The 23368-nt window shown below is 33.0% G+C and carries 16 protein-coding genes; 12 read left to right on the top strand and 4 right to left on the bottom strand.

What is annotated here, in order from left to right; all coding sequences use genetic code 11:
• The first annotated feature begins 156 nt into the window (after nt 1-156).
• The 4 genes from ADA55_RS25980 (at nt 157) to ADA55_RS25965 (ending at nt 4795) form a co-directional block, all read left to right on the top strand.
• Entirely contained in the window at nt 157-1353 is a 1197-nt protein-coding gene (locus ADA55_RS25980) for an LLM class flavin-dependent oxidoreductase (protein ID WP_048689235.1), read from the top strand.
• 420 nt (nt 1354-1773) lie between these two features.
• The gene (locus ADA55_RS25975; protein WP_048689230.1) at nt 1774-2562 is read left to right on the top strand and encodes an N-acyl homoserine lactonase family protein; all 789 of its coding nucleotides are present in this window, start codon (nt 1774-1776) and stop codon (nt 2560-2562) included.
• Nucleotides 2563-2999: 437 nt separating this feature from the next.
• Entirely contained in the window at nt 3000-4247 is a 1248-nt protein-coding gene (locus ADA55_RS25970; protein WP_065421227.1) for an iron-containing alcohol dehydrogenase, read from the top strand.
• A gap of 350 nt (nt 4248-4597) precedes the next feature.
• Entirely contained in the window at nt 4598-4795 is a 198-nt protein-coding gene (locus ADA55_RS25965; RefSeq protein ID WP_048689228.1) for a tautomerase family protein, read from the top strand.
• Between the two features lie 334 nt (nt 4796-5129).
• Here ADA55_RS25965 and ADA55_RS25960 read toward each other — a convergent pair whose 3' ends face one another.
• Nucleotides 5130-6287, bottom strand: coding sequence for a tyrosine-type recombinase/integrase (locus ADA55_RS25960; RefSeq protein WP_226990548.1), 1158 nt, complete (start codon nt 6285-6287; stop codon nt 5130-5132).
• Between the two features lie 345 nt (nt 6288-6632).
• Here ADA55_RS25960 and ADA55_RS25955 point away from each other — a divergent pair, with 345 nt between their 5' ends.
• Nucleotides 6633-7883, top strand: a complete 1251-nt coding sequence (locus ADA55_RS25955) for a helix-turn-helix domain-containing protein (protein ID WP_142398501.1) — start codon at nt 6633-6635, stop codon at nt 7881-7883.
• A gap of 962 nt (nt 7884-8845) precedes the next feature.
• Here the strand turns inward: ADA55_RS25955 and ADA55_RS25950 are convergent.
• Nucleotides 8846-9940, bottom strand: coding sequence for a hypothetical protein (locus tag ADA55_RS25950; RefSeq protein WP_048689225.1), 1095 nt, complete (start codon nt 9938-9940; stop codon nt 8846-8848).
• Nucleotides 9941-10755: 815 nt separating this feature from the next.
• Here ADA55_RS25950 and ADA55_RS25945 point away from each other — a divergent pair.
• The 5 genes from ADA55_RS25945 to ADA55_RS25930 all read left to right on the top strand — a co-directional run bounded on the left by ADA55_RS25945 (nt 10756) and on the right by ADA55_RS25930 (nt 18247).
• Nucleotides 10756-11010, top strand: a complete 255-nt coding sequence (locus ADA55_RS25945) for a hypothetical protein (RefSeq protein WP_048689223.1) — start codon at nt 10756-10758, stop codon at nt 11008-11010.
• Nucleotides 11011-11272: 262 nt separating this feature from the next.
• Nucleotides 11273-12484, top strand: coding sequence for a hypothetical protein (locus tag ADA55_RS25940; protein WP_048689221.1), 1212 nt, complete (start codon nt 11273-11275; stop codon nt 12482-12484).
• The gene (locus ADA55_RS25935) at nt 12477-14249 is read left to right on the top strand and encodes an ATP-binding protein (RefSeq protein ID WP_048689218.1); all 1773 of its coding nucleotides are present in this window, start codon (nt 12477-12479) and stop codon (nt 14247-14249) included. The genes ADA55_RS25940 and ADA55_RS25935 overlap by 8 nt, the downstream gene beginning before the upstream one ends.
• A gap of 866 nt (nt 14250-15115) precedes the next feature.
• Nucleotides 15116-15268 (top strand): hypothetical protein, encoded by a 153-nt coding sequence (locus tag ADA55_RS29755; protein WP_153246178.1) that lies wholly within the window; start codon nt 15116-15118, stop codon nt 15266-15268.
• Between the two features lie 27 nt (nt 15269-15295).
• Nucleotides 15296-18247: an Eco57I restriction-modification methylase domain-containing protein gene (locus ADA55_RS25930; RefSeq protein WP_048689216.1), complete on the top strand. Its 2952-nt coding sequence runs from the start codon at nt 15296-15298 to the stop codon at nt 18245-18247.
• Between the two features lie 1009 nt (nt 18248-19256).
• Here ADA55_RS25930 and ADA55_RS29750 read toward each other — a convergent pair.
• Both ADA55_RS29750 and ADA55_RS25925 read right to left on the bottom strand, forming a co-directional pair.
• Entirely contained in the window at nt 19257-19415 is a 159-nt protein-coding gene (locus tag ADA55_RS29750; protein ID WP_153246177.1) for a hypothetical protein, read from the bottom strand.
• A 358-nt stretch (nt 19416-19773) separates the two neighbouring features.
• Entirely contained in the window at nt 19774-20415 is a 642-nt protein-coding gene (locus ADA55_RS25925; RefSeq protein WP_048689212.1) for a hypothetical protein, read from the bottom strand.
• Nucleotides 20416-20507: 92 nt separating this feature from the next.
• Between ADA55_RS25925 and ADA55_RS25920 the strand changes: the two genes are divergently transcribed.
• Together ADA55_RS25920 and ADA55_RS25915 are read left to right on the top strand one after the other, a co-directional pair.
• Nucleotides 20508-21026, top strand: a complete 519-nt coding sequence (locus ADA55_RS25920; RefSeq protein ID WP_048689209.1) for a DUF1643 domain-containing protein — start codon at nt 20508-20510, stop codon at nt 21024-21026.
• 337 nt (nt 21027-21363) lie between these two features.
• Nucleotides 21364-22581 (top strand): hypothetical protein, encoded by a 1218-nt coding sequence (locus ADA55_RS25915; protein WP_048689207.1) that lies wholly within the window; start codon nt 21364-21366, stop codon nt 22579-22581.
• Nucleotides 22582-23368: the final 787 nt, after the last annotated feature.

The raw sequence follows: 23368 nt of genomic DNA, 5'->3' as shown, positions 1-23368 counted from the left end.
ATGTAAGCGATATCGATAATAAAACCCTTCGTGGACCTCAATGAAAAATGAATCTTTGTTAAGTGTAATGAACAATTTAATTAAAGATGTATGAAACAAAACTTATAATTTTTCTACAAGTAACATCCCACCACTAAAAATTAGGAGGAATACAAAATGAAATTTTCTATGTTTTACTTACCGGCAATCGCAGAGGAAGAAGATGTTAGGCAAAGAGGAAGATTGGCTGGACAAGATCGGGAACTTTATCAATCATTGCTTCAAGATCTTCTTGAGCAAGCGCAATACATCGATAAAATGGGTTTTGACGCGCTCTGCATAACCGAACATCATTTCCACGTTGAAGGCTATGAAGTTTCCACCAACCCTATTATGCTTGACCTTTATCTCGGTCTGCAAACGGAAAGAATAAAAGTTGGCCAGTTAGGAAATGTATTGCCGACACATAATCCAATTCGTCTTGCAGAGAATATTGCTTTGCTTGATCAAATGACAAAAGGCAGGGCATTTGCCGCTTTCGCCCGTGGCTATCAACATCGCTGGGTACGCACAATAGGTCAGAAAAATAATGTTGGTATTTCAAATAACAATGTTAATGAGGATGAACGTAATAAAGAAGTATTTGAAGACTACTTCAATATTGTTCAGAAAGCATGGAAAGGCGGCACCTTCAAACATGAAGGTGAGTACCAAATCCCGGTTCCAGTTGATTATGGCTACAAGACTCACCAGGAAGGTTTAAATGAAGATGGAATTCTTGAAGAAGTTGGTATCGCGCCGCTTCCTTATCAAGAGGAAGTTGACTTATGGCATCCGTTTTCCTTCAGTGAATCAACGATCCGTTGGTGTGCAAAACGTGGTGCACAACCAGTTGTTATGACCACTAATTCAAAATTAGTTAATCATTTATTCGATGTGTACCATGAAGAAGCGAATAAAAGTGGGTATAATCGCGAGCGTGGTGACCGGATTGTGTTAATACGCGATGTATTCGTCTACGATACCGAAGAAGAAGCAAAACATTGGCAATCAAAAGGCGCTGGATTCATTTGGAAAGATTGGTTCGCTCCGGATGGATTTAATGCGTGTAACTTGCGTGAAGGAGAAACAGTGGATCAACTAACAGGGGAATATGATGAACTCTTGGAACGTGGTTTCTGTATAGCCGGAACACCGGAGCAAGTAAGACAACAAATCGAGCAGTTAATAAAAGAAACAGGCGTGAAACATTTGATGTTCTTCAATTTTACTAGAGCGATTCCACAGGAAAAAGTAATGCGTTCACTAGAGTTATTCTGTACAGAAGTAATGCCTCATTTTACCGAAGATAAAGTAAAAATTACACAAAGGTAAAGATCAACGGTTCCTGATTTTCATACTACCAGCCTCAATTAGAATACAGGCGTATCTTTATCAGATAGAATCTCCAAACATTGTTTAAGAACTTTCTTCTTTACAGTTTTTAAATCAAGAAACAGCAGGGTCCATAGCGGTTACTAAAGTAGCTCGGACCCACTTTTCTGGAAAACAGCATAGAATATGCAGGAAGATTTTCAGATAATGAGATGAGTCAAACTTCAGAAAATTCTCCAAAAGATATTCAATATTAAAAAAACAGATAACCGATTTGAAGATTAATCCAGTTTATCAGGCGAGTTAAATAGATTTTACCCGTATTGAGAGAACATCACTTTATAAATTGAAATTCATGGTTACGATATTAAAAAATTAAAGTAAGTATGAAAAGCGTATTTAGAATTAGGGGGTAATGATATGAGAACGGGTGTACGAGTGACTGTGGTGGATAGTGGTCGTTTGGATATTAATAAAGGGATACTTATGACTGGGGCAGAAGGAAAAATCACTGTACCGACAAGCGTTTGGATTATCGAGCATCCACATAAAGGTGTAATCCTTTTTGATACAGGGGTCAACTATAATGTGGCGGATCCTGAAGCAGCGGAAAAATATTGGGGACCGGGTAAGCGTGACGCATTAGGTTGCAGTATGACACGTGATGAAGCCATTGATCGTCAGTTAATGAAACTGGGATATAAGTTGGATGATGTAAAATACGTCATCTTATCTCATCTGCACTTAGATCATGCGGGTGGTATGTGTCATTTTCCGAACGCAACCTTTGTCGTGCAAAAGAGCGAACTGCGTTATGCGTGGTGGCCTGATTCATGGCCAGGAATAGTGTATTGCTACAACGATTATAAGGATACGAGAGGATATAACTTTTTACAAATCGAAGGAGATATTGACTTATTTCAAGATGGAAGCATTAAACTTATCAAGACTCCAGGACATACACCAGGACACCAAGCTGCGATTGTTCGATTGGAGAATCGAGGTCCTATATGTTTGGGTGCGGATGTGGCTCATCTTAAAGAGGCATACACAAACTTGGCCCCGATGCCTTATGATTGGAACACCGAAATTCTTACCAACTCTTATATGAAGGTTCGTGCTATTGAGAACGCAGGTATACCAATTTATCTTTCACATGAACCTAAAGACTTTCATGAATTTCCAAATAACGGTAATTGGGCAGATTAATTAACAGAGGAAGAAGAAAATGCTCATTTTTATTACTACACTGTTTAATTCAAATATAACTCTTTGAAACAGTGTAGTAACACACTAGATAAAGAGGGATAGAATAGCAACAGAAAAGGATAAAAGAACTATTTGTCTAAAATAAACGATATTAAGATGAAAATTATAAAAGTAGTTAAAGGTTATTCATGATTTGTGGGGTATTTACCTAATTATCTCTCATCTATTTCCAAGATAATTAAAAATTAGAATAATTAATCTTTTGATGACAATAAATTAAGTTATACATTTTCCAGCGTATATTTTTGAAACAATTATCAATGATGTAGAAAGTAGCTTAAAAGAGGTAACTAAGGAAATGTCTTATTAAAGGATACTTAAATAGATTAATTAACGCAAATCAAAGGAAAACTTTAGTAGAGAGGGAGTATTAATTTATGTCCTTAATTTCTTATTCGTATTTTATGCCGACGCGAGTGGAGTGCGGTAATGGGATATCTGGAAAGATAGGGGAAATGATTATAGAATTGGGAGCTACCAGAGTACTCATCGTAACAGATAAAGGAGTGCGGGCAGCCAACCTTTTAGAAGGAATTGAAAAATCACTCCTATCTGTAAACTTAGACTATGATATTTTTGATGAGGTGGAACCGAATCCTTCTGTTGAAACGATTCATAAGGGTACCCAGTACCTTAGTCTTCATAATAGCGATGCTGTACTGGCTGTAGGTGGCGGGAGCAGTATTGACGCCGCTAAAGGAATAGCTGTGATGGCGACAAATTCCGGAAATATATTGGATTATGAAGGAGTAGAGAAGATTAGTATTCCTCCACTTCCAATCATAGCAGTTCCAACAACGGCTGGGACAGGGAGCGAGGCAACAAATGCTACGGTTGTAACTAATAAAGAAAAATCGTTTAAATTTGGTGTAATTAGTTCATATTTATTTCCTAGCTTAGCTATATTGGACCCAGCACTTACTCTACAACTGCCACAGGGGTTAACAGCAGCACCTGGTATGGATGCACTAACACATGCAATTGAATCTTATACATCCAAAGCGGCTAACCCTGTTAGTCAGGCACTTGCGATTCAAGCCATTAAAATGATTGGCGAGAATTTAACAAAAGCCTACTTTGTCGGGACAGATATTGAAGCCAGGGAAAATATGCTTGTCGCATCCATGATTGCTGGGGCGGCATTTGCACAGTCACGATTAGGAAATGTACATGCAATCTCTCATACGCTTGGGGGAGTCTTTAATATCCCGCATGGAATCGCGAACGCAGCTCTGCTGCCTTTTATAATGAAGTTTAATCTCCGTGCATGTCCAGATAAGTACAAGGATATAGCATTGGCTTTGGGAAATAATGTTGCTGGTTTATCAACTATGCAGGCAGCTGAAAAGGCAATTGACACGGTCATTGAAATGAATCAATCCATGAATATCCCACTTAATATCAAAGAGTTTGGTGTCTCATTGGAATATGTACCGAAATTGGTGGAGGATGCCATGAGAAGTGGAAATGTATTTGTAAATCCTAGACTTACAAATGCTGAAGATATTCAATTAATTATTGAGAGAGCATATTACGGCACTTTAAAAGAATCGGAAACTAGCTCCCCAAAAACATTCCTCGATTCGAAGGTTCCCTCCCACTTAAAACAGAGGATTGAGATCTAAAATCACGTTTGACTATAAGATTTACTGTGAGAGTGACTGTTGTAGCAGAATTTGACGAACTTTCGAGAATTCGAATGAGGGAAGGAAGGCATTTAGATAGCAGAAAGTGATTGATAAAATCTAAAGACCTATCTTGACTATGTAACAGGAAAGTGGATTGTCACACCAACACTAGTAATTATCGGAGAATTACATCTTCACACTTGCAACAACGCATGGCCAAATAATAGGTCCAACAAATGTTAGGAATTTACTGTTACTTTGCCAGAAGTAGCAAGTGTAAAACTAGTTTGAGCTATGCATTCAATTTGAGAAGAAATTTAAAATTAATATGAAGAGAGGTAATTATTATGCCATACGTAAATATCAAAATTACCAATGACAAGGTGGATCCAGTGAAAAAAGCGTTACTGATTAAAGGGGTAACACAGCTTCTAGTGGACGTACTCGATAAGAACCCCAATGCGACTTTCGTGGTAATTGATGAGGTTAATACTGACAATTGGGGTATTGGAGGAGAAACAATCACTGCTCGTAGAAAACAGTAGTAGAAAAAATAGTTCTTTTCTCAATTACTCTTGGTAAAAGGGGTAACCTAGATGAGATTGCTTCCTTCGTATGTCGCTTGCCTCTAATCTCGTACCGTCCATGACGGGATCGGAAATTATGTTTGATATAGGAGCACAACCGAGCATTTAGCCATATAGATACACAATATATGCATTTAAGAAGTATCATAAAGCCAATACAAAAAGGCCTCACATTGTGTGTGGCCTTTTCATCCCTTATTTTATGAAAATACCACACAATTGCTGCTCCAGCAACGCCGGACTTAAGCCCAAAATTCAGTAAAACTTCTCTATATATGACGAGTTTCTTCTATTATATATACTCTCCAAACACATCTGATTTCCACAAATGAATCGCATGGCGTTCTTTTTCAAAAACCTTCTCCAAATAAATTTCTGTAGCGGATAGCTGCTCATGGCCCAGACTCTTCATAATCTGATAGACATCCACTCCATTTAAGTGAGAAATGATGGCAAAAGCATGCCTAAAGGTATGAGGACCAATGGAAGAAGAACGAAACTTCAAAAAAGGCAATCCACTCTCTTTAATGGCTTTTGTTAGGTATTGAGACAAATAAGAGGGAGAGTAGGCACGGCCAGTATTGGTCGTAAAGAGCGGATCGTCTCCTTCCGCTGCGTCTATATCGTCGATTCCTCTAGCTGAACGGAACATGCGAATACTTTTCATTCCTTTTTCTTTCAGTGGGATTTGCCTTTTTTTATTTCCTTTACCTAGGACCTCTAAAAAGTATGTACTGGTAATGGAATCATATTGAAGATCCTTGACTCGGAGTCTTGTAAACTCTTCATTACGCATGCCTGTCATCGTTAGGATATGAATGATCGAAAAAACGATGGGGTGGTTGATTTCTCTGAAGTAATCAAGTAGCTGAATGACTTCCTTTGGTCCCAAATCACGGTTCGGCCGATCATCTTTACGAATATTGATCTTAAAGAAACCTTCATGAATGGGTTCCGTGATATAGCCTGATTCGAACAGGAATTTCAAAAAACTCTTAATGATGGTTGTCTTTCTGGATAATGTGGCAACGGAATACGCTCCTTTTGTTAAGACATAGGGGCTGTTTTCTGATAACCATTCCTGATATCTTCGAATGTGCCGGGTAGATAAAGATTTAAAGAGGGAGCCCTCCACAACTTTTTCCAAGTCAATACTGATTTCCACCGAATAAGTGAGTAATTGTTCAATAAATTGAGTAAGTTCTCGCTCATAGGATTGGACGGTGCGGGTGGACTTTTCATGTTGCCGTTTTAAATGTTCTCGCCTATGAAGATACCACTGTAGCATGTCTATATCGTTAAAGTCTGAAAAAGGATGATGCCCATCCTTTTCTGCCGTATCTAATCGTTCTTGTAACGTGTGGATTGAAATGTCTGACAAACTTTTTTTCCACTCACTGCTCTGAATCTCTTTTTTTTTATCTATCAGTTCATGCATACCTGTAACCATAACTTTTATAATCCACCTACCAATAATATAAAGTCTAAATTTATTATTTTTCTTTTTTATAGTTGCTCATTATATTATATCAAACTACAAGAGTTAATAAATTATGGGAGACCTAAATAAATTCTATATTTATTTAGGTGCACGATAATTATTCTATAATTAGATTCACAAATTATAATAATATTGTTGAATTCAACTATTAAATCATAATGGTTATATAAGATGAATTTATAAATATACTTATGTAAATCGATTTTATGTATTATGATAGATATATGAAATAATTAGTAACTCTTGAGTGGGCAGGCATATAACAATAAAAGATAAAAGGTGAATAGACGAATTATGAATAAACTAAACCATAAAAAAAACACACCGACTGTATCCTATGAAATTGAGGAATCTGTTTATGTTCTCCAAACATGTACGGAAGAAGAAGATCCAGAGAGTTTTTACTACTTTAAACAATTTGAAAAAAAAGAAGGCGTGATTTTGGAAGTGATCGAACACCCACGTCTCCAATATCGTGTGAAATTTGGCCAAGCGGAAGCAGTCTTGTATCATGAGGAATTGACGAATGGGAACCAACAAGATGTTCCCATAACAGGAACGGATAATCAAGAAGGATGGGAGGGGGGTAAAGTGGAATGGTATACACAAAAAGAAGTAGCTGATTTATTAGGCGTATCCAAGGCAACGGTCTACCATTATGGAAAGCAGAAGAAAATCATTAAAATCCTGGATCCACATCGTTTACATAAAGAGGCCCGTTATGAAAAAGCGGAAGTGGATCGATTAGTCTATGAAAAGCAATCTTTCCCTACTGGTATGAGTCCCAATGAGGTTGCAAAGAAATTGGGGTTATCTGTACAAAGTGTTTATAAGTATATCCAAGATGGATCAATAAAAGCCGAGGCTGTCCCTTATGGTGATGAAAGAATCACGTATGTAATTTCGGAAACAGCCTATCAGGAAGCAGAGAAGTCACTCAAACCAACTGAAACACAGCGTCCAAAAAAATATGAATATTATGATTCGAAAAATGACATGGCTTTGTTTCAAAGATTTCATTCGTCCAAAATACCAGAGGCACGTGTGGTTCGTAATGAAGAAAATGTATTTGGTTTTTACCTACCCAATATCCAAAAGTTGTTGACATATGAAGAAGGAATTAATAATTATGCCTTAAAGCCATCATACTCCATCCATCAGACTACTTTGGATTATAAAGGCTACGTTGAGCTTCATGTCCCAAAAAATGAAGTTGTATTTTATCCATTCCTTGACTATTTATATGAAATTTGGGGAGTAGAAAACATTCGACTTAGAGAACAAAGTGAAACAGTTTTACTCTACATCAAGGCAGGGGAAAAGCCGTTAAAAACTGAGGTGTTTGGTATTGCAGATCTCTTACCGTATTTAATCAGTGGAGAAATACATCATGAAGATGATATTTTGATATTGCGTAGTTCCAATAGAAAAACTAGTTTGGAGTTACCTATCGAATTGTTAGAAACAATTTCAGATTTAGCTGAACAAGAAGGGATTAGTATCAGTAAATGGGTTGAGCAAAAATTATCTTCGATAATAAAATAACTATATAAAAGTTTTTTATAGCGAAAATGGTGCAAAGGCAATCTCATCTGGATCCTACAGGCTAAACTTTACGGCCCTGAATGATTTGATCCTGACTTCGGAAAAGGTACAGAGTCGGCATTATCTAAATTCCGGAAAGCAAAAATGATAGGTACAAGAAGGCAGGTAACCCAACTTTCTGTAATTTATTTACTTCATAACAAAATGGATGAATATTAAAGTTTTATTCACTATAAAACAAAAAAAGCCTTTCCATTAAAGATATACTACAAGTAAAATGCTAAGCGAAGAATACTTAGAAGAGTTCGCTAACATTTTTTTTCATCTGAGTTCTCCTGAAATATGGAAGTCTCTTTTTTAGTTAATGTAAATATTCGAAGAAATTGTTGTTTGAATGGAGCATAGCGGGATCGAACCGCTGACCTCTACACTGCCAGCGTAGTAAGGATAATTTTCTATAGTTTACTAAAGCATCCAAACATGGCTTTATATCATGGTTTATGAGGTGTTTATCAGTTTTGAAATGAACTGTAATTTCCGGTGGCTTTCTATAGTTTGTGACCAAAATGTTGCCAGTGAGTGACCAGTAATTTGATGTGAAAACTGTATTTTTTGTATAGGAAACAGTAAAATTTTGAGATGTGATGGTATGCTCAATATAAAATATAGCCTTCTTTGGTTAGCCGTCAAAGAGGGCTTTTTTATAAAAGTAATTGTTGAATGGATAATACCTATTACCCAGACGGGTGTTGTCATGTTGCCCGTTCAACTCATTGTGAAGTAGCTTTTAAAGGATTTTTGAAAATAGAAAACATCTGCTTTCTGGAGAGATTGTTTTGGGAAGTGGTGAAAGCATAGAATATAAAAAGCAATTTGTCTTATTAGAAGAAGCAAGGCCCTGAGTACTTAGGGCCTTTCATAAAACTATAATGTAGACAAATTACTTGTCCCTCTATCCATTATTAACTATCCTCATTTTCAACCCACTTAATTTTTGAATCTCGTTGTTTATTTGTTAAATTATTAGACTCAAGGTATTTATAATTATCTGTATATTGTTCATATCCTACTTCAAATCCAGCTAAAACAGTAGATTCGATTTCATGACAATCTATGTTCATTTTGCGGAACTTACCAGAATAGAAGTTTAAAATTAACCTGTCAATTTGTAAGGTAACTGAAAAAATATGAATAGTTTCCCAACTATACTTAACAAAATCCTTACTTTCATTTTCTTCTTTATTTTTTAAATGTTCTTTTTTTATTAGTTCTAGTTGTTCATCTGTTACTATTTTTTCCGAAACCCAATGACATTTAATTGTTTGTTCATCAATGGTAGGGTTTAGAATTCCATATTGTTCATGATACCCTTCAGCTCCTAAGGCAGTTAGTTTCATTTCTACTTGCTTATAATCTACTGGAAAGGGCAATCTAATCTCAATATCATACCAAGTGTTAAAATCAGCCTCAGAAAAACCCGTTAATATTGTCCCTGTTACCTTACAATGGATGTTTTCAGCAAAGATTCTTTCCATATCAATAGAATGAATTTCTTTTAGTTTGTTTTTTGTTATTTTATGATCCCTATCACTATCAAGGTTTAAACTAAATAACTGTTCATGAGTAGGTAAACTTCCTACTTTAGGAATAACTATTAACCAAAGAAGCAATAAAACAAATAAAAAAAGGATAAAACAAGCTATGATAGCAAAGGCCTGCACTTTCCAGGTGTAATGATGTCGAAAAATGAAATATAACCAGGAAAAGCCAACAAATACTATAGTTAAGCATGCGAGTAATATTACAAGAATTCGTGTGAAATTAAACTTTGTACGAGTCAAATCACGGTAATGATTGTAATACCACGAAAGCTTCTTCTCAGAATCTAGGGTGATAGATCTATGCTGTAAATAAAAGGATTGAAGTGACCAAAGAACTTCACGTGCTTTCTCAATATTTTGCTGTGCATTCATTGTAACAAATATTGCAATAAGTCCTACTAGAGATAACAACCCACCAGTGATACCAAATAATATACTTAAATCCATCCCTTTCAAATAACCACCCCCTTTCAATGTCCAACTTTTTTGTTTTAGAATGTTCTACTGGATCATGAACTAAATAAAATAAATTATACAATATGCGCAATAGATATGTTACAAAATTGGAAAACTGAGTAAAACATTTTTATTATAAGGAAGAGATGGTGGACATAACTATAAACGGTAAACACTACTACATTATTCTATCTGCGATCACCACTCAAGCCATTGTGGATTTAAGTCAATAAGTTGGACACAAAAAAGGAGGATCATGCTACCTTTCGAGTTTGACCAGCAAAAGCTTAGGGAGTCAATGCTTAGTAAGGGGATAGAAATTCTAACTGAGAGAGGGAAAGAAAGCAAAATCTAAAAGGAGTTTGTCAGGGAGTATTACATATTGATTTCGTATCTATGGGAAAACTTTTCGTTATATAGTAGTGAGCAACTATGGAAACGGTGATGTCCATGCGGTGAGTGCTTGAGCCGCATGGGCTTTTCCTATGGAAAAAAGTCGGATTTTCGAGGTTGCCTTTTATTTATTAACCGAATAAATGTTGATGTGTTGAAAGAGCAACAAAAATGGCTGAGGATAAATTTTAAAGTAGATTTATTTAGGATTAATCGAAGGGAATCGTATCATAAGTAACTGCGAAAAATTTGGATTAATTAAGGGGGACCTTTTAAAAATAAGAAACAAGGGTTACTTAAGACCTATAGTAATTGCAGGGGATTAGAAGATTTTGTAGAATGAAATATAATAGGAAAATAGACAAAACTATAGTAGACATATATTTAAAATACAACAAATGTTAATAATGAAGGGATATTGTATGGCAGAAATATTACCTAAATCTCCTGATTATTATGATACCGGTAGTTCAGGAGAACGAAGAATTTATGATTCACTCCAAAAGAATTTGAACGATAATTGGCTAGTTATACACTCATTTAGATGGATAAAGCTCCAATCATCTAGTGGGAGGAAATCTCAAGGTGAAGGTGATTTTATCTTATTCAATAGGTTTAAAGGTATTCTTGAAAGGCAAGCTTTTTGGGAAATCAAAAGGCTTGCCTTTTATTTATAGGCTCTGTTAGAGGTCTTGTTGAATTACTTATGGAGATAACAGGGTAGGTTTGTTGCTGTTAATCTTTATTCAAAGTGAGCCAGGTTGTTGAATTATTGAAGGATTTAAAATTTTGAGCGGAAATCATTCTTTGTTAATAAAATTAAAAGTGAAAATTTTAAAAATATATTGTTCAAAATGATTTTTTTCTATTTTCACAAAATAATAGGTAATTTGTAGTAAAATAGTATAATGATGTGAGTAATTAGAAAGGGGAATTTTGTTGGAGAGAACAGCGGATTATACAATACAAGGATTTATTTACCAATTTAATAAAACGTTATTAGAGATTCTAAATGATAAAGACGATTCTATGATATCCATTGAAGGTATAGTAGAAGACATTGAAGTGAAGACTCCTCTAGTAACTAAAGCAATACAATGTAAATATCATGAAGCAAGTGAAAAATTTCAACTCAGTACAGTATATAAACCAATACTTCAAATGATGGATCATTATTATGAAAATACAACAAGTCGCATAGAATATAGGTTATATGCCCATTTTCCAAGTGAAAATTCCGGAACGGAAATTAAATTAACTGAAGAACAAGTGAAAAAAATATTTGAGTCTACTGATAAAAAGTATAGAAAATTAATAGAGAAGTTAAAAGGTAAAGTTGATATAGCTCTATTCTTAGAAAGATTTACGCTCGAGTTTGGTTTACCCTTAACGAACTTAATAGAAGATGTAAAGGAAGCATTATGTAGTAATGACTTACCAAAAGACAGTATAGATGAATTATTTTATCCTAATGCTATTCAAATTATTGCAGATTTAAGTATCATTCATGATTCGGACCTGAGGAAAATAAAAAACTCAAAACTGATTAAAGATTTGCTTCACATTAGAAAAACTGCTGTAACTAGGTGGACGAGGTCCCTAAAAACTTTAGACATCATATTAAAAACAAAAAAGAAGCAGTTAAATTCAAATTTAGCAAAAAACTCAAGATTACGTTATTTTTTAGTTTCTGAATCTTCTGTTGATAATTTTGATGAAGAAATAGTAACGTTTATTACGGATTATTTAAATAAATATCACTTTAAAGAAGTACACGATAAAACTCCAATATTTTGTTTAGATTGTAGCGAGGAAATTTTTCATAGTATAAGAATTAGACTTCATAGAAAAAATATAAAATTTAATGATGGTTTAGTGACTGATACATTTTTTGATAAAACCAAATTTTCACTTGACCCTGTAAGGACTAAAATTGGAAAATCCTTATACACAGAATTCTTTTTAAAATTAAAGCGATATGATAACAATATCTTAGAAATTTTTAACGAGAATAAATGTGATGATTTTTTCGTCTTTATGGGGAATGTTCCAAAAGAATTAGATCTTCAGGATATAAATCTTGAACAAGTCGATTTAAATGAAATTAAGCAAATCAGATATATTATGGGAATGAGTGAATCATATGAATAATAACATTGGATCTGTAATTTCAAGTTCACCTGACTTAATTTTAATAGGTATAAATAGTCTGAAAAATCTTGAAGACAACAAAGATAAATTACAAATAGGACAGTATCTTAAGGTATCTGATGGTAATAGTAATTTTATAATATGTGTTATAAATAATATTAGAGCTTTAGATTACAATATTCAAGATGATCTCAAATTAATAATTGAGAGCCAGCCAATAGGCAGCCTAGTAGAAGATAAGTTTTTAAGAGGTACTAAATCCTTACCCGTACCAACTGAACCGGTATTTATTCTTAATGATGGGCTTATGGATAGGATTTTTAAGGCTAATGGTGATTATAATTTCCCTATGGGTGTACTCTCACAGAATCAGGCTATAGAGGTAAAAATAGATGGGGATAAATTTTTTGGAAAACATGTAGCTATCGTAGGATCTACGGGTTCAGGTAAATCATGTACTGTTGCTAGGATAATACAAAATGCAGTGGGAATAAATGATGCTAAAAACTTAAATATTGGAGAAAGGAAGAATTCCCATATACTAATTTTTGACATTCATTCCGAATATAAGTCTGCTTTTACTTTAGATGAAGAACAAGAATTTACTTTGAATAATTTGTCAGTAGATAAACTAAAGCTTCCGTATTGGTTAATGAATTCTCAAGAGTTAGAATCATTATTTATTGAAAGTAACGAAAATAACTCTCATAATCAAATATCTATGTTTAAGCAAGCAGTTATTCTTAATAAAGAGAAACATAACCCAAGTGTCAATGAGATAACTTATGATACACCAGTTTATTTTAGCATTAAAGAGGTTTTTAATTATATAGAAAATATGAACAGAGAAGTCATTGGGAAATTGGCAGGGGAAAACTGTCCTAAACTATTGAATGGAACGCTAATTAATGATAGAAAAGAGCATTATTTTGATACATTACTTGAATTTGTTCCTCAATCAACAGCTGCAGCAACAAAGGCATCAAACGGTCCCTTTTGTGGGGAATTCAATAGATTTACATCAAGGTTTGAGACTACAATAAGTGATAAAAGATTAAAATTCATATTAGATCCTCATAAAGAAGATGGAAGTATATACTCAACACATGATTTTGAAGAAATAATGCAACAGTTTTTAGGATACTTAAATAGATCAAATATTACCATAGTAGACCTTAGTGGCATACCTTTTGAAGTATTAAGTATTACAGTAAGTCTTGTGTCTAGATTAGTTTTTGATTTTTGCTTTTACTATTCTAAAATGCAGCATGATGATGATTTATTAAATGATATACCAGTAATGATTGTGTGTGAAGAGGCACATAATTATATCCCTAGAACAGGTGGAGCAGAGTATAATTCCTCAAAAAAATCAATAGAAAGAATTGCTAAAGAAGGAAGGAAATACGGATTAAGCCTCATGGTTGTTAGTCAAAGACCTGCGGAAGTATCAGAGACAATTTTTGCTCAGTGTAATAACTTTGTCTCTTTGCGTTTGACTAATAGTAATGACCAAAATTTTATAAAGAACCTCTTACCGGATAGCACAAAGAATATAACACAAATCTTACCCAGTTTATCTTCTGGAGAATGCATTGTAGTTGGTGATTCGATTATTATGCCAACCATTATAAAACTTGATAAACCAAATCCAGAACCAAAATCCCAAAGTGTAAAGTTCTTTAATGAGTGGCAAAAACCATGGAAAGAAATTTCGTTTGTAGAAATTCTAAGACGTTGGCGCAAAGAAGAAGGGATAGAATAGATAATTAAAATATTAATTATTTTATAAATAATAAAACAAGCAGTCCATTAACTAGAGTAATTAATCTCCAAGAAAAGGGAGTATTTATAAAATACTTAAAGGATGAGAGATACTCCCTTTGGCTTTTGCAGCTATGTATCTACTATGAGATGCCAGAATATAATCTTAAAGGTGGAGAAACATCTTGAGAATTAGTATGGAAGGTTGTTGTCGTAAATTTATCAAAAAATTTATTATATCAATTTATAGGCATGATTTCTTCTGAAAATACAGGGACATTACCTACATCCTTCTGATTTTTTAAAATAGGAAATTACCTAAAGCTTGAACTAGGAATTCATTGCAAACAGCACATTTAGTGCTGTTTCGGCTCCTGGTGATATAAGAATAAATTGAAATATTTCCACCTTAAACAGTTGATAATATACAAATGACTTAAAGACTAAATCAGTGGTACGTGCTAAAAATAATGTTAAAGACCTTTATTTCAAAGTCAGTGATTTTCACTTTGAAGAAGGTATTTCGATAACTGACGCCATTATTAAGCTTAAGGCGAACGGACTGCCATTTCAGCATTGTTCTAATTAGGAGCTACTAAAAAAGGTTCCATCTTCTCTCAATTGCTAGGAATATAAATGTAAAAGAAATTCAAATGGCAAAGAGGACTTATTATCCCTACTTTTTCTCTAATGATTAAACTTGATACTCCATTTCCAAATGAACTTATCAATGCATTTAAGCGTTGTAATATTTTCAAATAATTAACTGCCTATTCTTTTAAAATTCACATTTAACTAACGCATAAACTAAAAAGTGTTTTTAATGGTAAAATATAAACAAAGTTCTGTATTAGAAAGGGTAGTTATATGGAAAGAAATCAAACATTGTTATTCGATCCTAGGATAATAAATAAAGAATTACAATATTATCATCCAGAAAAGATGGAAGAATCCATGGAGTTAATAAGGAACTGGATAAAAAATCAAGAAGTTATCATGACATTATCTGAAAAAGAATAACAAAGTCAGTTTCTAAATGATATATTCGTGGATATTTTAGGATATTCCGCAGTTACATCAGGAAAAGAAAATTGGGAAATCGAAATTGAAAAGTCGACAGAAATAGATTCCACTGTTCCTGATGCCATTTTAGGAAAGTTCAATAAAGATCAGCGATCTACCACTGTTGTAGTTGAATTAAAAGGACCTAAAGCAAAACTCGACTTAAACCAAAAAAGAGGTAATAAGAGTTATGGTACACCAATTGATCAAGCATTTTTGTATGCATCAAAATATGAAGGATGCAAATGGATAATTGTCTCTAATATTTATGAAATTAGAGTTTTTCAATATGGACGTTCACAGGCTACCTTCGAAAGATTCATATTAAGTGAATTAGCTGAATTAGAATTTGAATTTAAAAGGTTCCATTTTTTATTGACGAAAAGGAATCTCTTAGCAGAAAGTAATAAAACAAAATCAAAAGTTGACGAATTGGGAGAAATAAGATATAAACAACAGCAATTTATAACAAATGAATTTTATACTTTTTATAGTGTATTACGTAAAAACCTTTGGATAGGTTTAATAAAAAATAATCCTACATACGATAAGTCTGTTTTGTTGGAAAAAGCTCAAAAGATTCTCGATAGAATACTTTTTATACGTTTTTGTGAAGATTTATCTTTATTACCACCCACTACTTTAAGCGACTCAATAGAAGAAGGAGAAAAGGCAGTAAGGGTATCAATTTGGGTTTATTTGCAGAATTTATTTCGGGACATTGATCGTGGTAATACTGAATTTAAAATTAACAAATTTAATGGTGAGTTATTTAAAAATGATCCTATTTTAGATTATTTAAATGTACCAAATAGCATATTTAAAGAAATTAAAGGTATTTTTGATTATAACTTCACTACGGACCTTGATGTAAATATTCTAGGCCACATATTTGAACAATCAATTAATGATATCGAAGAGCTAAAAAAAGAAACAAGTAGTACAAGGAAGCTAGAAGGTATATTTTATACTCCAGATTTTATTACAGAATACATTGTGGAACATTCTGTTGGAACATGGCTAGAAAACCAAAAAAATAGGCTAGGTATAAATAACCTAGTAGATTGGGATAAAACAGAAGATAAGGGTTGGAGAAAGAGGTACATTCAAGATCATATTGATTTTTGGGTTGCTTATAGAGAAGTTCTAAGAAATATTAAGGTAATTGATCCAGCTTGCGGCAGCGGTGCTTTCTTAAATAAGGCCTTTGATTATTTATATACAGAAAATTTAAACGTATCTAAGACTATAAGAACACTAGAATTTATTATAGAGGACCAATCACTCGAACAGACCATTGAAATAACTGAACTAATTGGTATTGATAAATCTATACTAAAAAATAATATTTTTGGTGTTGATTTGAACAAAGAATCTGTTGAAATAACAAAACTTTCTTTATGGATAAAAACAGCTAATATTAATGAGCCTTTAACTGCTTTAAATGAAAATATCTTAGTTGGAAACTCGGTTATTGATGATAACGATATTGTTAAGGACAGAGCCTTTAATTGGAGTGAAAAATTCAAAGAAATAATGGAAAATGGAGGATTTGATGTCGTTATTGGCAATCCACCTTATATTCCTATTGAATTTATTCCTCCATCAGAAAAAGCTTTTTTACAAAGTAAGTATCAAAATTATTTAACAAGTAAATGGGATATGTCTTCCGTTTTTATAATAAAATGTTCGGAACTTCTAAATGAAAATGGATATTTGTCTCTTATTATCCCAGTAACATGGCAAACCGGACCAAACTATATTACTTATAGAAGTAAATTATTTAGTGAAAATCTTTCTCTAGAAAGACTTATTAATTTACCTTTCAATATGTTTCCCGATGCATATGTAGATACTTGTATTTTTGTTGCAAATAAGAACTTTGATTCAAACGAATATCTTGGTTATCAATATGAAAAAAGAGAAAGACTAAATAAAATTAAACTACATGATATAACAATGGATAGAATCAGCAAGATAAATTATATCGGACATGATAATTTTAAAATCTTCCCTAGACTTTCTGCTTATAAACTATATGGTAAAATAAAGAAACAGCTAAGAAATTCGCGCCAATTTAAACAGCTTGGAGATATTACTATATCAACACAAGGGCCCGTTAAAAGCCAGTACACATATTACAATAGACCAATTAACGAAAATTGTTTCCCTTTCTTAGAAGATGGACAAACCTATCGATACTCACATAATATACTTAAGAAAAATTATATTGATCTTAATAACAAAAAAAGTTTAATAAAGTATTATATAGGGAATCCGAAAATTTTTATGAGGCGAATAATTAATCGACAGGATAGGCTAATGGCGACAATAATATATGAAGATTTGGTCACTAAAAAGGACATTAATCCATTTATATTAGTTGATAAAAGTTTCCATCCGTTGTATATCCTAGCTCTCCTAAATAGTAAACTGCTTTCATATATTTATATTAATTTCTCAAGTATCGCAACTAAGGATGACTATCGTCAAACAACAATGACAGAACTTCGTGAACTTCCAATTAAAACTGTTGATATCAAGACACAAGAACAAATAGGTGATAAGGTAAATAACATAATAAATAACTTAAGTACTTTTAGTCAGACAAGAGATAAGGCAATGAACTTATTACGAAGCGAATATGGTCTTATAAGACTCACTAATAAAATTAATGAATTTTATGATTATCCTATACAAATTTTATATGATGAATTAAAAAATTTAAAAGTTGTAATGGATTTTAAGGCAAAATCCGAGCTATATGATTTCTTCATTCCTATGCAAGCAGAACTTGCAAGATTAAAACAGGAAATAATTTCATTAGATAATGAGTTGGATGATCTGATTTATTCATTGTATTCAATAAATCAAGCTGAAACGGAAGTCATCAATGACTATTTTAAAAAATATAAAAATGAATCCTCATTGTTTTAATCGTAATAACACTACGATGCTAATATTATTATACATTTGATAAGAACAAGAGACCCTATTATGTGTAAGTTTAGTTGGTATTCCCTACAGGTAGACAGAGAAAAAAGAGAGCGTGTTAAATGTTCTTAACAGTCTACCTGGGAGGGGATTTTTCTAAAAAAGGGGGAATGTTTCAAGCATAAAAAGAAGAAATACAGCGAGAAGTCGTTCGTTTGAAGTTGGAAGAGTATGTAAACCTAGTAGGCGAAATGTTTAAAATTATTAAACGTTTTATATTAGAGCGAAATATGTTCTCTCATAGTTAAAACATAAAAAGCTCTATGATTTTCAACAGCATTATTGATAATAAATTTCCTAATTAGGGCTGGAAGATTTTTATGAAAAATTTTATATAATTAGGTAAGAGTAGAAATGGTTAATTAATTTGGAAGATATAAGAGGGAGTAAAAATAATGATTCTGCCTTTGTGGAATGCAGCTTACAAAAACAATGTTTTAAATTTTCTTCTTGTTGGCTGTTCTTTACTTTAACATCTTACGAAAGTCCAATTAGGATGATTTTAAACTATTCGAAGGGGAAATAGTTTAGTTAGAGTTGTTTCATATGTTTAAACATCTTCATGGATTTTTAGGAAGGACATAGTGCTACACTGAAAACTATTAGCGCTTATTTAATAACTTTATTTTAAATTACCATAAATGTTTCAATCTAAAAAAAATCTTGACTGGCTAAAACCAATCAAGGTAAACAAAATTATACTTAATTATATTTATACATTTATTTATATTTTCCTCGTAAATTAGGGGGGAATTTAAGAGAAGAATGGAAACATATTACGCCTTTAGCTAAATAAGAAATAAACAACTTTACTTTTATCGGATCTCCAAAATTCAGATTCTGTAGAGGATTTAAATTGCTGATTATTCTTCCATGAGTTCGTACATTAAATTCTCAAGCCTTTCAACAGCCTCTGTCATTTTCCCCATGACTAAAATGTTTTTTGAAATAATCATTTCCATTGCATCTCTTTTTCATTTTGTTCTTTTTCATATGCTACCTTTTCTACAATTGATTTAAGAAACTCTTGTCTTGATATTGATTTTTTTTTTGCCATTTCATCGATTTTTTTCATTGCTACTGGGTCTATTTTTCTTAAAAAAATATCCATTGTTTAACTCTCCTTTTTGGTAAAACTCAAAATATGGATTTAAAGGCTATAGAGTGAGAAAGAGCATAAGGAAAAATTGATATCACCAAGGGTGATATCCTAGGCAAAGCCTAGTGTTTTATATGATATCGTTAATTTCTTTCAAATGGGCTGAGATGGGACTCCTGATTGATATAGGTGGGCTGACGTGGGATATCTGAACTTTCTCAGATGGACTGAAGTGGGTCTTAAATAATAATTAAAAAGCTGTTATTTAGTGATATCACTAAATGTTAATCAATGTCCCCTTCGCGTCCCCCTATTTAATTGAATGTTATTTAAAAAAAGAGAAGGGAATCTTCTCTTTCATTTCACTTTTTTATTGGTTTTTTCGACGGAATTTAGCAATGTTGTTTCTTAGACTTTCGCCTGTATTTTGACCAATTTGATAGGTGCGTTTAACCGTTTTTACTGATTGACTGTTCCGCACATTATCAGAAATTATGCTTCCAACATGACGAGTTTCTTGATCAGTTCTTTTTTCTTGTATTGGTGTTTTAATATTAGATTCTCCTTGCATTTCAGATGAAACCAAAGGGGAATTTGATTGTGTAAAGGAAAGTGATGAAGGACTGGGACTGTCGTAGTCACCTGACATTTTCTCATTTTTTTGTATATAGCCATTGTTCATTTGGCTTGGCGATTCAAATGAAATGGAGTGTGGACTGTTTACAGCTGCACTCCGTTTTCCATTAACGGAGACACCATTCAGAGCCATTTGATCATGTAATCCCATTACTTTTCCTCTTCCTGTTTGCCCTTCTTCTTGTTGTTGTGGTGCCAATTCTTGTTCAATTGAAGAAGCAACTTCTTGCGTTCCAGTTTCGATTTCCCAGGAACCTTTCGAACCATTTGGACTTTGTTTTTCTTGATTTTGATTATGTGCTTTTAAATCTACAGAACTGCAAACCTTTGGAGGGTGGTTTATAGATTGTGTATGGACGCAACTCCTGATAAACAAAAGTTAACCACTATCTTTTATAACACAACTTATTATATTTATTTAGCTTAGCAAATATTTAGTATTTTGGTAATAAAGGAAGGAGAGTTATTATGTTGAAACTCGGTCATCGGTATTGGAAGGAAGATGAATTGGTTGAAGTGGTATTTGATGATGACAATAATCCTAAATATAGATACGTCCTAGAGTGTATCTGGAAACCTAATACAAAGATAGTTACTTTCATCATGCTCAATCCAAGCGTTGCTGATTATGAAATCTGTGACCCAACGCTCAATCGATGTGTGGATTTTGCACAAAGATGGGGGTTTGGGGGTATGACTATCCTAAATCTATTTGCGTATATTACTCCCAATCCAGATGAACTGTTAGTAGTTAATGATCCTGTTGGTGAGAGGAATGATGAAATCATAGATATAATCATACCTGAATCAGATGAGATTGTTTTTGCATGGGGAGCAGACTATGGTCATTTCTATGGAAGGGATCAATTTATTATTGATAGGCTGAAAGAGTACCAACCCAAATGTATTATTAAGTCTAAAAAGGGTCATCCAAGACATCCCCTTTATTTGAGAAAAGGGCTGGAACTGATAGACTATTTAAAATAGTATAATTTCTGAGATGCTTTTTTGGAAAAAATAAATCCTTATTATTTACTTACTCTCTTTGAAGTAAAGAAACCGTCCAGATATAACATTCTGCTAACGCGACCTTATAGAAAACGGTAAATCCCCAATCAAGATATTCATCTAGCAATATCCATAACGTTGATTTACCACACTTTTTGCACCTCTCGTTAACGACATTACACAATCTAATTTACTTACGGCGCGCACGATGTCATGTTGAAATTTATATTCCAAATTTAAATTGTTTCTAAAATAATCTTGAGTGCGAAATTAACATTATCGCACTCTCATGAGTAAAATCAATAGGAGGGATATCATGATAAAAAAGGTTAATGAAAGCCTTGCACTTGAAGAAATAAAAGGTAATATAATATTCACTCAAAATTTTAAAAATATAGAGAAGGTATTATCTACTTTTAAGGAGTCTAATAAAATCTATATTTTTACATATAGTATGACTGAAGAAATGTTAAAATATTTGAATCAGATTCCTTCGTGGGCTGAAGTTCACTTAGTTGTTAATAATTTAACATTGGAACTAGGATTATTGGAGAAAATTTTACCCGATGAATTTAAATTCCGAATGACTTTATACCTTTGTCCAATAAATCATTCCAAAATAATAGCAACAGACAAGCTCTGCTATATTGGTTCTGCAAACTTTGGATCATATTTTAAATTTGAAGCGGGGATGGTGTTAGAGTCAAATTCACTACTATCTGAGAAATTACATGGCTATCTAGAAAACTTAATGAATTATTCTACATATATTAAGGGACCTGAACTAAATTTAGAGTATGAAACTGTAATGAAACCAATAATTAATGATGAAATGTTAGAAGAAGAGGTTACGAAAAGAGTCTGGGGTAATATTGAAAATTCCATTCACGAGATTAAAGAGGTTATTAGTAAATTAGAAAATACACTAAATAAAGGAAATTATCTATTATATTTTATTATTTATATTAAGAAAATAGTTATTAATATCATAGAATATGATGAAAGAACATGGGAAATTGATACAGGTATCTCCGGTGATTTAGAAAAACTACTAAATCAGGAGATTAAGAGAAGAGATTTGCTTATCAATGAGGTGGAAGAACTGGAGGAACTTATCTTAGATAAGGAAGAGCAAATCAATGGGCTTGAAAGTCTTGACTTTGAAGAGGAAAATCCTAACAGCATTCTTTCTGAAAACCAAGCAAAAATTGCTGAATTTGATTTAAAAATTTTAGAGGCAAAGCTAGACATTATCCAAGATGAGCTAAGTGAAAAATTTGAGGGGCTAGATGAAGAGTCAATAATTCTACTTGAAAGACTTGTACAATTGTTGGAGGATTTTAATGAACAGGATAGAGATCGTATTCGCAGTTCATTAAACAACGCAGTAGTAGAAGATGAAGTTGAAGTATGGTCGATGGTTCAAGAATATAATTTACTTGAATTAGGAAAATTTGTCTCAGAAACAGAAATGAATCTTTTTAGGAAGCGGCTGGGTAAACAAAGTGAGTTCTTAAAAAGTAAGTATAAATAATTACATAAGATAGTCTGTTCTAAGGTATAGTAGGGCATTGACTGGCAATATATATTTGAAAATATAGCGATACGGTTAGAGTGTGAAAATAGCCAATATCGCACTCTTAAATTTTTGCTACCATTAGATGAAGTTGTTTATAATTTCATCACCAGTATCAACAAAATCTTCAATCAGCTCTCCTACTGATATCATGCCTTTGTACTCAGCATGAATTAATTGACATTCTTGTTTCGCGCCTCGTATTTCAGGTTTAAATAAAGTTAAATAAAGTTGTTTAGTCTAAAGTGTATTTCTCAACATGCTAACATTTTGCTAACGTCCTCCCCCGAAAAACGGTAAACCCCCGTTAAAGATGTTACAACCAAAAACATCCAAAACGTTGATTTACCGCACTTTCCGCACTTAATGTTAACAATATTACACTCTAGAAGACTGTGGGCGGCATGATGTAATTAGGGTTTTAAAACCTTTTATATCAACGTCTAAAATGATAATATGCTTTTCTTGTCCTCGGATTTGTCCTCGTTTTATAAAAAACATGGCAACCTATGACAAAAAGTTAACTATAGGAGAAGGTCTTTCATCAGTTTGCTAAACTGTTGGGAGGCCTTTTCTTCCATATTGGCAGTCAAAAGATTACTTGTAGTTTTGAGACAGATTTTTTTGTGTACTATTAACTTCTTATAATTTATCTTATGTAAACTAAATAAATTGTAAACTATGAATAACCGTAACTATTACCCCTCACCTCCATGGAATAATAGTAGCATTAATTTAAAGAGGT

This window comes from Bacillus sp. 220_BSPC (genome assembly GCF_001054655.1).
Taxonomy (GTDB): domain Bacteria; phylum Bacillota; class Bacilli; order Bacillales; family DSM-1321; genus Peribacillus; species Peribacillus frigoritolerans.
Note: the sequence above shows the minus strand (reverse complement) of the source record. Positions and strands in the feature narration are given on the sequence as shown.